Genomic DNA, 11,159 nt, shown 5'->3' on the forward strand with positions numbered 1-11,159 from the left:
TGTAGTCATGTATATATTTCCAAAAAAGCGTTCAGAATGACTCTTGAGGTGATGAACATGAGAGAGGAAGGAAAGAAAAGCGTGACTAAATTAAAGTTTAAACGCTTAATGCGCAAGAAGTGGCTGTATCCCGCTTTATATTTAGCGGTAGCCGCGTTGGTGTTGGTGGGAGTCTTTTGGTATCAGCAAAGTTCTAATGATGTAGCTGAGCAGTTGAATGAAGGCAACCAGGTAGAAGATGATGTTTTTGTGAACGAGAATGGTGAGGAAGCCGTACCAGTTACAGGGCACGATGAGAATTTGGAAATGCCGGTAGCCAGCGACTTAGAAGCAGCAATCGTCACGAAGTATTTTGACTACGAAGCAACAGATGAAGAACAAGAAAGTGCACTAGTCCTTTACAACAATAAGTACTACCAGAGCAAAGGAATCGATGTCGCAACAAGTGATGGTGAGACATTTGACGTTACAGCAGCTCTATCTGGAACCGTAACAGAAGTTAAAGAAGATCCACTTTATGGAAATGTCGTTGAATTAACGCACGACAATGAGGTAACGACGGTTTACTCCAGTTTAGGTGAAGTCGCTATCCAATCTGGTGACGAAGTGAAACAAGGCGATGTACTTGGGCAAGCAGGACAAAATTCTTTCGGACAAGCAAGTGGCGTACACGTACACTTTGAAGTAAGAAAAGATGAGCAGCCTGTCAATCCGGAGCAATTCTTTGGTCAAGCTGTAGGTTCAATTGAAGCTGCAGAAGCTACTACAGAAGATGGATCTGATGGATCCGAAGATTCTGAAGAAGCTGCGGAAGATGAGCCAACACCTGAAGAAGAACCATCAGAATCAGATTTTGAACTAGCACCAGAACAGGACGAAGCTCCTGAAGGTGACGGTGAAAGCACTGAGTCTGACGATGCAGGTGAAAGTGATGACGCAGAAAACACAGACAGCACTGTTGACACTGAAGATCCATCTTTAGACGAAGATAGCTCTTCATCTCGTTCAACAACACAATCGTAAATAGCAAATAGAAACACCATAGCAATACCCACGTGCTAAAAATGGAGGCTGATGCGGCCTCCATTTTTTCGTTTTTCTCTTTTTTCTCTCGGTACCAGGTACGCAGAAGTCACATTTCAGTACCAGGTACACTAAATCCCCACCCCGGTACCAGGTACACCAAAACATCATATCGGTACCAGGTACACAATTTAGCGCATAACTCCGCGGTTGTAATAATAGAATGAACATAACCGAAGAATCGGTACCATCCAGGGTGATACAACGAGAGCTTCACTACCAACATAGACGCTAAAACCCTATCCCGTCTCACCCCACCCCCTTGGATAGTCAATATCAGGAGGCGAGAGATGTGCATGACTACATCAAAGAGCGAACGATCAAGACTGGTGAGTACATTGTTGAGACAAAAAAGACGGTACGCGTAATTGCAAAAGAGTTTGGTGTATCAAAAAGTACAGTGCATAAGGATTTAACAGAACGACTTCCGGAAATTAACGCTCCTCTTGCGAAAGAAGTGAAGAAAATCCTCGACCACCATAAGGAGATCCGGCATTTACGTGGTGGGGAAGCTACACGTATGAAATACCGTACGATCGGAAAAGATACACCTGCAGAGCCTACTCATTAATAGGTTTTTCCTCCCGGTTCAATTTTCACCCTTCAAAATGGAACTTTTTTCTTGAGAGATAAGACGAATGATGTAACTTTGTGATAGAATATAGAATTAGATGTGCATTTCTTTACATTCTAACAATCCGGATAGTTTTTCTGATAAATAGGGAGGATCTACTCAAGATGTTTGCGCGAGATATTGGAATTGATTTAGGTACAGCCAACGTACTTATACACGTAAAAGGAAAAGGGATCGTATTAAATGAGCCGTCTGTTGTAGCTATGGATCGTAATAGCGGCAAAGTTCTTGAGGTTGGCGAAGCGGCTCGTCGTATGGTGGGGCGTACGCCTGGAAATATTGAGGCTTTACGTCCGTTAAAAGACGGGGTTATTGCTGATTTTGATGTCACGGAAGCAATGCTGCGTCACTTTATTCAAAAAACAAATGTAAAAGGATTTCTGTCGAAGCCGCGTATGCTGATCTGCTGCCCGACGAACATCACGAAAGTGGAGCAGAAAGCGATTCGTGAAGCGGCGGAGAAATCCGGAGGGAAAAAAGTCTATCTTGAGGAAGAGCCTAAAGTAGCAGCAATTGGAGCGGGCATGGATATTTTCCAGCCAAGCGGGAATATGGTTGTTGATATCGGTGGCGGAACGACAGATGTTGCCGTACTTTCGATGGGAGATATCGTAACCGCTTCATCCATAAAAATGGCCGGAGATAAATTCGATAGCGAAATTTTGCATTACATTAAGAAAAAGTACAAACTTCTGATTGGTGAGCGTACAGCAGAGAACATTAAAGTAGAAGTGGCCACGGTATTTAAAGGGTCCCGCAAAGAAGAGATTGAAATCCGCGGCCGCGATATGGTCTCTGGTTTACCGCGCACGATTACTGTTAATTCTGAAGAGATTGAAGCAGCGCTTCGTGAACCGATACAAACGATTATACAAGCAGCCAAGCAAGTTCTTGAGCGCACACCGCCTGAGCTTTCTGCGGACATTATTGACCGTGGAGTCATTATGACAGGTGGAGGCGCGCTTTTGCATGGAATCGACCAGCTGTTAGCAGAGGAATTGAAGGTTCCTGTTTTTGTAGCGGAAGATCCAATGGATTGTGTGGCAAAAGGTACAGGCATTATGCTTGATAACATCGACAAAATTACACGTAATAAAATCGGTTAAAAGGAGCGATCGTCTTGCTGAGAGGATTCAATACGGCGGCTTCAGGAATGATAGCCAACCAGCGCATGCAGGAAACCCTATCAAACAACATAGCGAACTCAGATACGCCAGGTTATAAGGCGGATCAAGGTACAATGAGAGCTTTTCCAGAGTTATTGCTGCAGCAGATGGGCGGAGAAACGATTCCGACGAGCAATGGAGGCTTGACCCTTCCCACGCAGAAAGAACTCGGAACTCTAAACACTGGCGTTTATATGCAGGAGGCCGTACCTGATTTTTCTCAGGGCGATTTAAGGGAGACAGGGAATACGACAGACCTGGCTCTCTTAAATGGCAATTTACCGGACGATGAAGGCTTTCTTTTTTTTAATGTGCAAAATAGTGACGGTGAGGTTCGTCAAACCCGTAACGGTAATTTTACTGTAGATGGCGAAGGGTTTCTTACGACGAACCAGGGCTACTATGTACTGGACAGTGACGGGGAGCCCATTCAAACAGATGGAATGGAATTCACGGTTCAAGAAAACGGCATCCTTGAAATGGGAGATGAAAATGTTCAGCTTGGGTTAGCGTATGCTGCTAATTCAGCAGATATGGTCAAAGAAGGCGACGGCCTTTTTATCCCAGGGGAGGAAGCAGATCCAGTGGAAAATGCACGTGACGTCGACGGCGTGAATTTTGAAGTGAGACAAAATCATGTCGAAGGTTCAAATGTGGATCCATCTCGAACAATGACTGAAATGATGAATACATACCGCACGTTTGAAATGAACCAGCGGGCATTAAAGGCCTATGATCAAAGTATGCAGAAAACGGTCAATGAAGTAGGTAAACTAGGGTAGGAGGAGTCGACTATGAATCTATCAATGCTGCAAGCTTCCAATACAATGGGACAGCTTCATCATAAGCTTGATTTAATCGGCCACAATATGGCCAACACAAGGACACCAGGTTATAAAAGCAGACAAGCTGACTTCGCTTCCCTGCTCTCACAGCAAATCAACAATCAGTCGGATGAAGAAGCTGAAGTGAATCGTTTAACGCCAGAGGGCATCCGTGTTGGTTCAGGAGCAAAATTAGCACATACGAATATTGATCTTACTCAAGGGGTAATGGAAGAAACTGGACGGGGATTAGATATTGCTTTACGAGAAGACAATCATCTGTTTCAATTGCAAGTAGAAACAGAAGCGGGCCTTGAAACCCAGTACACGCGAGCGGGGAATTTTTACTTAAGTCCTATGGAAAATGGACAAGTGATGCTTACAAATTCTAATGGCCGTCCTGTGCTTGATGACAATGAAGCGCCGTTAACATTTATAGATAATATGGAAGAGATCAGCGTGCGGGAAGATGGAGCGATTATGGTAACACGCGATGGCGTGCAGGAAGCGGAAGGTCAGCTTGGTGTTGTCGAAGCGGTTCGACCACGTATGCTTGAAGCTGCCGGAGGAAATCGGTTCCGTATTCCAGAAGAAGCTGAAGCTGAAGGCATTCTGGCCGGTACAGAGGCACAAGTGGCATCAGGCACACTGGAATCATCAAATGTGGATCTGGCAAAGCAAATGACCGACATGCAAAATGCACAGCGTGCTTATGAATTTAACTCCCGCTCCATCTCAACTGGAGATGAAATGATGGGACTTGTGAATCAACTAAGATCTTAAGGGTAAGGAGAAGCATTTCATGGCTACAGAGGAAAAGAACGTAAAGAAGAAACAACTTAGACTACAACCGAAGAAAGATAAGAAGCCTAAGGAAAAGCGGGCGAAAAGTACTCGTCGACGTCTCATTCCGATTTGGCTTCGAATTCTGCTTGTTCTCGTACTCAGTGCTGCTGCGCTTGCTCTGGGTCTTATGATCGGCTATGGCATCATCGGGGACGGAGATCCCCTGGACGCGCTTAGCTGGTCAACCTGGCAGCACATTATTAACATCGTAACAGGTGAAACAGAATAAAGGTTGTCTTTTCTTTTATATATGAAGGGACAAGCTGGTTTATGAATGCACGAGCTTATTAATGGGCCCGTGCTTTTTTGTTGAGGAAAAACCGATCAATCTATCAAAAGGTTTTCAACCCCTCATTTTGTGGAACTATTCAGTAATAGAAAAAGGACCACGGGGGAGGGAAAGCCACGTTGAAAACAGAAGTATTTATCGCCGGAGGAGGAGTAGGCGGGCTTGCTCTCGCTGCAAAATTGGCGAGCCGCGGCGTTCATGTAACGATCGCAGAACAGCTTAAAACAAAATCGAACGCTTATAAAGGAGAACTGCTTCAGCCGAAAACGCTCGCGATTCTTGACCGTCTCGGTGTGCTTGAAGAAATTGAAGCCAGTGGTCATGTTATTGATCAGCTTCGGTTTCACGAAATTAACAGCCGGCCAAATGACTTACCAGAGCCGCTCCAGCTTACCGAATTAAACTACAGCCGAGTAGCGAGCTTCTATGATCATGCCCTCATGGTGCCGCATGAAAGGACAAAAGATATTTTACGAGAAAAAGGGAAGGATTATGAAGAGTTTTTCCATTATCTCCCCGGCGCTCGTTTTCTAGGTTTTGAAGGCGGAATGGCGCAAGTTCGTCATCAAAAAAAGATTTTTCACATTGAAGCGCAAGTATACATTGGAGCTGAAGGACGTACCTCCCCGACGCGAGACGCGATGAACGTCAGCGTGAAGCGGATGGATTACAATCACCATTTTCTAACTGTTACTATTCCGCGCCCGGAGACGTTTACTAAAGGGAAAATCATAACAACGACTGGCAGTTTTCTCGGATTGTTTCCTTTGCCCGACAATGAAGTACGTACCGTTTATTTAATTAAAGCCGGTGAATTTAAAAAAATAAAAGAAAAAGGACTGCAGCATCTCTATCGAGCATACGCCGAGTTGGAACCGGAGCTTGCCGAAACGGTAAAATCACTGGATGACTGGCGTCAGATTCAGCTGATGATTCCCTTTACGTACCACGTCGACCGCTACTATTCAGGCAACCTTGCTTTAATCGGTGATGCCGCACATACAGTGCATCCGATGGCTGGAGAGGGAATGAATCTTGCTATTCAAGATGCTGATGTCCTCGGTGAGCTGCTCGCCTGGTGTAAAGAGGAGGGCAAACCGTATCATGAGAAGCTTCATTATTATGAAGACGTGCGTAAACCGCGTGTTTCATTTTTATTAACATTAAGCCACATGTCTGCACTCGTCTATTCATTTCCAAACCCGTGGTGGCGAAAACTGCGCATGCGGGCTGTGCAGCGAATTTACGATGACGACCAGCTTCATGTCAAACAAATGCTTAACATCTCAGGTCTTGGACGATGGAATTTTTCACTAGTTGACCGTGCGATACAGGGGAGTCTCCTTCCCGTCCGTTCGAAACAAATCAGTGATCATAAGCAGAATCAAAAGTTATTTAGCGAAGCGGAAGATTATCCGTGGAGATTTGAACAAAAAGGGAAGGTGTAATGGATGAATGAATGGGTAAATGCTATGCAGGCACGCAAATGGATGAAAAAAAATGAATCGTTTTTACCGGTCTGGCACGCGTATGTCGGATCTGAACTGCAATTATTCGATTATTTTAAAAAAGCACGAACGGTTGAATCAGTCAGTGAAGAAACAGGGTATCCGGCGGATTTAATCAGCTCATGGGTGCGCGTTGGTGTGGCCGTGAAACATATGAAGCGCCGGCCGAACCAAACTTTTCGCACGTCAAAAAAACGCTGCGCTTCGATCATAGGCAACAATGCTTCCCCTGGAGTCAAAGCCTTGTTAAAAGAAATCATGGAGCTGCACATGCCGACTTTACTGAACTATCCAGAGTACATGAGATCTCAGAAGCGAGCGCGCTTTGATCATGAGATGCATGGAGAGGTCGTTGCCGAGACGTCCGCCTTACTCGAACACTTCGCAATAAAGAAAATTAAAAAGATGATCCGCGACCGCAATGTCAAAAGCATCGTCGATTTAGGCTGCGGCCACGGAGGTTATTTAAGAAAACTAGCCGATGATCATCCGGATGTTGAAATGATCGGCGTAGATATTAATAAAAACGTAATCATTCAAGCACGGGAGCAGTCCCAGGGCTATTCCAATATCCGATTTGAAGTGGGGGATATTAATTCCTGGACACCGGTAGAAGGCAATGTGGATGTCATTTTACTTCACAACATTTTTCATTACATTCATCCGGACTCACGTACCGGACTGCTTGATCACTTAAACAGTTATGTAGCGAAAGATGGGTTGATATCCGTTATTACGCCAATAAGCGATACAGAGCACGGAGAAGCCTTTTCCTCTGCTTTCAACAGCTTCTTTGTCGCTCATTCGAACCTTTTTGCACTGCCGAATAAGCCGCAGCTGCAGGACATTTCAGAATGCTGTCAATTTGAACTGTTTGACCTTGATCCGATTATTAAAGAAGGCTCATGGTATACATTCTGGCTCAGTCCAAGCGTCCATATTAAAGAGCTGCACCAGCGAACAGGTACGGATGACAGTGAGCAGTCAATCACTGAACATAAGCATGCTGAGCTGACACAAACTTCATAAGCTGAAATAAAAGCAATTTTCACAGGGGAAAAATCGAATCATTCACGATCATTCAAAAATGAATGCCTTAGACTTCTGTGGGAACAACACGAACCAGTACCTTTAGAATATGAACTGTAACAGAGAAAGACCCGAACCAATTCACAGTGGAATGGTTCGGGTCTTTATTGGGTAACATTTTGTGTCGTTATGGTTTTCCTCGTCCTCGCACTACTTTCATAATGATAATAATCGCTGCCACAATCAACAACAGATTAATGAGGCCGCCAGCAATATCGAGTACAAGACCGAGTAGCCAAATGATAAGTATAACAATTACTATCGTCCACAGCATAAGCTAACCTCCTTTAATGATAAGATTTCCTCAGCTTTAAGATTTGAAACCTTTTTACGGAAAAATTTTGTCCAAATGAGTCGATACCTTTATAATAAGAGTAGTTTGTACGGAAAGGAGCTTTTTTATGCTAGATATACAAGAGATTAAAGAAATCATCCCGCACCGCTATCCATTTCTTCTTATCGATCAAGTCGAAGAAATCGAAGAAGGCAAGCGTGCGGTCGCTTACAAAAACGTAACGATGAACGAACCATTCTTCCAGGGTCATTTTCCGGACTACCCGGTTATGCCCGGTGTCCTCATCACAGAAGCACTCGCTCAAACTGGAGCCGTGGCCATGCTGAAAAAGGAAGAAAACCAGGGCAAACTCGCCTTTTTTACCGGAATTGATAAATGCCGCTTCAAACGTCAAGTGAAGCCTGGCGACCGACTCAAACTTGAAGTCGAAATCGTTCGCCTTAAAGGGCCGATGGGCAAAGGAAAAGCTACGGCTACAGTAGACGGCGAAGTGGCTTGTGAAGCAGAAATTATGTTTGCTCTTAAATAATTGTTTGATAAACCTTCCTTTTGAGGAGGTCGCCTCACAAATTGCTTGTCGGTGGATGCTTGTCGCGGCCCGGCCTCAGCTCATTTGGTCAAGAAGTTCACTTGACCAAGCGGGTCTTCGGCTCGCGCTGTTCCCGCGATGCACCGGACGTGCTAGCGTCGATGTTGGCCACAGGACGTGGCCGGTTTTAATCGACCAGGCGTCACTACCGAACGCTCCTCGTGACATCAACAGGGATTATTCTAGAACCCATCTATACGTTGTCTGGCTCATTCCAGCTCATGTTTAAACTTATAAAGGAATAGAAGACGCAGATCTCTTAATAGTTAGCAGAAAAGCGTCCTGTGTGGAATTTAATTTCCATACAGGACGCTTTTAGAATTCTATCTTTCATCGATTTTTTTCAGCGGCCCCTTTTGAGAAACGGTTTTTTTCTTTTTTAACAAGGATTGTTTCGAATTATCATGAAATCGGATCACCTCGTCAAAATACCAGGTCCTCCATGTATATCCATTTATAAAAATGGACACACTAGCAATCGTAAACCTAACTATCAAGGAGGAATACCTAATGAAAAACGCTCTACTCAAACTACTCATCGCCATGCTAGCTGTATCTGTTCTTGGAGCTTGTGCTTCTGAAGAAGAGCCGGCGCAAGACGAAGAAAACATGGAAGAACAAGAAAACCAAGACGAAGAGAACATGCAGGAAGACGAAGAAAACATGGAAGAAGATCAAGAAGATATGAACGAAGAAGATCAATCGAACGAAGATACGATGAAAGAGGACGAAGAAGAATAATCCTCCATCCAGCTATGTAAAGCCGCGCCTGGCTTCAGGAGCGGCTTTTTCCTTTCTCATCAAACTCTGATTCTTGCAGAAACACAGCAATGATAAGTACAGACAGTCCGCCCATCGTAAGGAACGGAACGAGAAAGCCAGGGCGTTCAAACCATTCGACGACAAACAAGGCGATTCCGAGATAAAATAAACCGGAACCGAACAGAGCCATAAGCTTTGCCACCTGCCTCATCAGCATCCCATCTTTCAAAAAAGACTAGGCGGATGATCCGCCTAGTCTTTCTTTTACCCTTTTACATCGATTTGACTCCCTTTTGTAGGATGAGGAACCGATTCAGAGAGCATCTCCACCATTTGACTGCCCTGCTGCTCTGCATTCGTCTTCGCTTGATCCATGACAGCTATACTCGTCTGCTGTTTTACATTCGCCTGGCTCATCGCTATCGAAGCGGCCGCTACGTCCATCAGATCACACTCCTTTCTCCCTTACCATCGGCCAATTTGGGAAAAATTGAACAACTAAGTCCCCGATTTATTGTCAATAGGACCGACAATTAGGTAGAATAGAAGGAAAGCCCCAAAATATTTTGCACATTTTTAAAAATAGAAGTTTTCCGTTCAACCATGTGTGGAATAGGGGAACGAGAGGTGATTTCCGATGAAATATAGAACAGCTGAAGACCTAAAACCATTACTGTTCGATGAAGAAGAAAGAGTCGTCAACCAAATCCCGAGGGAGAAAGTAGACGTATACGCCTATCTCAACTATAACTTTGATATTACTTACGTACCGGACGACACGATCTACCAATTCGTTTTCCGTCACTTCTTTAAACTGGACAACCCCAGCTTAACGAACGAATTCGAACACGAATACTTCAAATTGATGGAAGAGCAGCGCAACGAAGAACGCCCAAACATCGTACACATCACAAAGTCCTTGTACAACATTAAGAACCACAAAGGAAATCCAACGATGCAATTCCCGCTTGCCGCAGCCATGCTGCACGCCATTAATCCTGTATTCCCATCGTACGACAGCGACATAGCGAAAGCTTTTGACTTCTCATCTACCTACCATTTATCCGGGTTCGATAAGAAAATGAAACGCTACATGGGACAATACCAGCACACCTTCAACACTTATAAAGAGCTGCTTGAGGATGAAGCGGTCCGGCCTCTGATCAATCACTTCGACGAGAAATTCAGGGAGCACCGTGAACTGCCGGAAGTGAAAAAACTCGAGCTTATCGTCGCCCAGCTCGGACACACTATGCAATAATTACCTATACATAACCGTCAGCCCAACGGCCGTCGGTTATTTTTCTTTTCCTCTCTATTTTCTTGTGTACCATATCTTTGTACCAGGTACATAGATAGAGAAAGAGAGTACCAGGTACAGCACAGTAATTGTCGGGTACCTGGTACGCAGAAGTAAAAAAACTGTACCAGGTACCGCGCTGTGATATACTATTAAAAAATAAAGGAGGTGCTCTATGCCAAGAGTTAAACGAATTTGGTACCCAGGAGCTATGTATCACATTACAGCGAGAGGAAACCGCAAAGAAAACATTTTTCATCACGTGTACGATCGAATGAAATACCTGGACACCCTTAAACTAGTCAGCAAGAAGTATCCTTTCAATATTCATGCTTACTGTTTAATGAGCAACCATATCCACTTGCTGCTCGAGACCACCCAGTTTCCCCCGGGGAAAATCCTTCATCTCCTACACCTCAACTACGCCAAATACTTCAACAAAAAATATGACCACAACGGCCATCTATTCCAAGACCGGTACCATGACAAAATTATTATGGACCGATACTACTTCATGGACGCGTTCAGCTACATCCATTTAAACCCCAGCCGTGCCAGTCTCCCCGAGGAAGAAAACAACCCCCTTTGGTCCTCCCACTACTATTACACCCACAACGAATCTGATCCCATCCTTTCAAAAGAACTATTCCATAATTATCTAGGCAGCACCCCATACAGCCAATGGTTCACCACCCAAAAACTTAAAATAGAAGAAAAATAAAAACTGTACCAGGTACACAAATTCATCACCCAGGTACCAGGTACACATAAACG

General features: G+C 44.4%; 15 protein-coding genes. 12 read left to right on the top strand and 3 right to left on the bottom strand.

From position 1 onward, the window contains the following. The first annotated feature begins 57 nt into the window (after positions 1-57). From spoIIQ to ACGTNH_RS03285, 8 genes are all read left to right on the top strand, one after another. Positions 58-1,023: a stage II sporulation protein SpoIIQ gene (spoIIQ, locus tag ACGTNH_RS03250; RefSeq protein WP_507161304.1), complete on the top strand. Its 966-nt coding sequence runs from the start codon at positions 58-60 to the stop codon at positions 1,021-1,023. A gap of 352 nt (positions 1,024-1,375) precedes the next feature. Beyond that, positions 1,376-1,654 carry a sporulation transcriptional regulator SpoIIID gene (gene spoIIID, locus ACGTNH_RS03255; RefSeq protein WP_188377436.1) on the top strand — a complete coding sequence of 93 codons (279 nt, stop codon included), beginning with the start codon at positions 1,376-1,378 and terminating at the stop codon, positions 1,652-1,654. Positions 1,655-1,821: 167 nt separating this feature from the next. After that, positions 1,822-2,823: a rod shape-determining protein gene (locus ACGTNH_RS03260; RefSeq protein ID WP_394584961.1), complete on the top strand. Its 1,002-nt coding sequence runs from the start codon at positions 1,822-1,824 to the stop codon at positions 2,821-2,823. A gap of 14 nt (positions 2,824-2,837) precedes the next feature. Beyond that, a complete protein-coding gene (locus tag ACGTNH_RS03265) occupies positions 2,838-3,665 on the top strand; it encodes a flagellar hook-basal body protein (protein WP_394584962.1) in 828 nt (275 codons plus the stop codon). Positions 3,666-3,677: 12 nt separating this feature from the next. Then, the gene (locus tag ACGTNH_RS03270) at positions 3,678-4,490 is read left to right on the top strand and encodes a flagellar hook-basal body protein (protein WP_394584963.1); all 813 of its coding nucleotides are present in this window, start codon (positions 3,678-3,680) and stop codon (positions 4,488-4,490) included. 19 nt (positions 4,491-4,509) lie between these two features. Then, on the top strand, positions 4,510-4,782 hold the full coding sequence (locus ACGTNH_RS03275; protein WP_394584964.1) for a DNA-directed RNA polymerase subunit beta: 273 nt from the start codon (positions 4,510-4,512) through the stop codon (positions 4,780-4,782). Between the two features lie 179 nt (positions 4,783-4,961). After that, positions 4,962-6,290 carry an FAD-dependent oxidoreductase gene (locus ACGTNH_RS03280; protein WP_394584965.1) on the top strand — a complete coding sequence of 443 codons (1,329 nt, stop codon included), beginning with the start codon at positions 4,962-4,964 and terminating at the stop codon, positions 6,288-6,290. A 3-nt stretch (positions 6,291-6,293) separates the two neighbouring features. Then, the gene (locus ACGTNH_RS03285) at positions 6,294-7,379 is read left to right on the top strand and encodes a class I SAM-dependent methyltransferase (protein ID WP_394584966.1); all 1,086 of its coding nucleotides are present in this window, start codon (positions 6,294-6,296) and stop codon (positions 7,377-7,379) included. A 187-nt stretch (positions 7,380-7,566) separates the two neighbouring features. Here the strand turns inward: ACGTNH_RS03285 and ACGTNH_RS03290 are convergent, their stop codons facing one another. Continuing rightward, positions 7,567-7,713 carry a lmo0937 family membrane protein gene (locus tag ACGTNH_RS03290; RefSeq protein WP_188377443.1) on the bottom strand — a complete coding sequence of 49 codons (147 nt, stop codon included), beginning with the start codon at positions 7,711-7,713 and terminating at the stop codon, positions 7,567-7,569. Positions 7,714-7,840: 127 nt separating this feature from the next. On the opposite strand from ACGTNH_RS03290, the gene fabZ reads away from it, so the two are divergent. Beyond that, entirely contained in the window at positions 7,841-8,263 is a 423-nt protein-coding gene (gene fabZ / locus ACGTNH_RS03295) for a 3-hydroxyacyl-ACP dehydratase FabZ (RefSeq protein ID WP_394584967.1), read from the top strand. A gap of 570 nt (positions 8,264-8,833) precedes the next feature. Continuing rightward, positions 8,834-9,064, top strand: coding sequence for a hypothetical protein (locus ACGTNH_RS03300; protein ID WP_394584968.1), 231 nt, complete (start codon positions 8,834-8,836; stop codon positions 9,062-9,064). A gap of 34 nt (positions 9,065-9,098) precedes the next feature. Here the strand turns inward: ACGTNH_RS03300 and ACGTNH_RS03305 are convergent, their stop codons facing one another. Further along, positions 9,099-9,296 (bottom strand): hypothetical protein, encoded by a 198-nt coding sequence (locus ACGTNH_RS03305; protein ID WP_394584969.1) that lies wholly within the window; start codon positions 9,294-9,296, stop codon positions 9,099-9,101. A 53-nt stretch (positions 9,297-9,349) separates the two neighbouring features. Continuing rightward, positions 9,350-9,529 (bottom strand): YjfB family protein, encoded by a 180-nt coding sequence (locus ACGTNH_RS03310; RefSeq protein WP_394584970.1) that lies wholly within the window; start codon positions 9,527-9,529, stop codon positions 9,350-9,352. A 193-nt stretch (positions 9,530-9,722) separates the two neighbouring features. On the opposite strand from ACGTNH_RS03310, the gene ACGTNH_RS03315 reads away from it, so the two are divergent. Both ACGTNH_RS03315 and ACGTNH_RS03320 read left to right on the top strand, forming a co-directional pair. Then, positions 9,723-10,346 carry a hypothetical protein gene (locus ACGTNH_RS03315; RefSeq protein WP_394584971.1) on the top strand — a complete coding sequence of 208 codons (624 nt, stop codon included), beginning with the start codon at positions 9,723-9,725 and terminating at the stop codon, positions 10,344-10,346. 214 nt (positions 10,347-10,560) lie between these two features. Further along, on the top strand, positions 10,561-11,106 hold the full coding sequence (locus tag ACGTNH_RS03320) for a transposase (protein WP_394584973.1): 546 nt from the start codon (positions 10,561-10,563) through the stop codon (positions 11,104-11,106). Positions 11,107-11,159 lie beyond the last annotated feature (53 nt).

Origin of the sequence: Halobacillus sp. B23F22_1, assembly GCF_043497005.1 — a bacterium.
Lineage (GTDB): Bacteria > Bacillota > Bacilli > Bacillales > Halobacillaceae > Halobacillus_A.

Bases quoted from the DNA above. Each gene is read 5' to 3' on its own strand.
- ACGTNH_RS03285 (WP_394584966.1), top strand. From the start codon at position 6,294: ATGAATGAATGGGTAAATGCTATGCAGGCACGCAAATGGATGAAAAAA.
- ACGTNH_RS03275 (WP_394584964.1), top strand. From the start codon at position 4,510: ATGGCTACAGAGGAAAAGAACGTAAAGAAGAAACAACTTAGACTACAA.
- ACGTNH_RS03305 (WP_394584969.1), bottom strand. From the start codon at position 9,296: ATGAGGCAGGTGGCAAAGCTTATGGCTCTGTTCGGTTCCGGTTTATTT.
- ACGTNH_RS03320 (WP_394584973.1), top strand. From the start codon at position 10,561: ATGCCAAGAGTTAAACGAATTTGGTACCCAGGAGCTATGTATCACATT.
- spoIIQ (WP_507161304.1), top strand. From the start codon at position 58: ATGAGAGAGGAAGGAAAGAAAAGCGTGACTAAATTAAAGTTTAAACGC.
- ACGTNH_RS03315 (WP_394584971.1), top strand. From the start codon at position 9,723: ATGAAATATAGAACAGCTGAAGACCTAAAACCATTACTGTTCGATGAA.
- ACGTNH_RS03300 (WP_394584968.1), top strand. From the start codon at position 8,834: ATGAAAAACGCTCTACTCAAACTACTCATCGCCATGCTAGCTGTATCT.
- ACGTNH_RS03310 (WP_394584970.1), bottom strand. From the start codon at position 9,529: ATGGACGTAGCGGCCGCTTCGATAGCGATGAGCCAGGCGAATGTAAAA.
- ACGTNH_RS03290 (WP_188377443.1), bottom strand. From the start codon at position 7,713: ATGCTGTGGACGATAGTAATTGTTATACTTATCATTTGGCTACTCGGT.
- ACGTNH_RS03270 (WP_394584963.1), top strand. From the start codon at position 3,678: ATGAATCTATCAATGCTGCAAGCTTCCAATACAATGGGACAGCTTCAT.
- ACGTNH_RS03260 (WP_394584961.1), top strand. From the start codon at position 1,822: ATGTTTGCGCGAGATATTGGAATTGATTTAGGTACAGCCAACGTACTT.
- fabZ (WP_394584967.1), top strand. From the start codon at position 7,841: ATGCTAGATATACAAGAGATTAAAGAAATCATCCCGCACCGCTATCCA.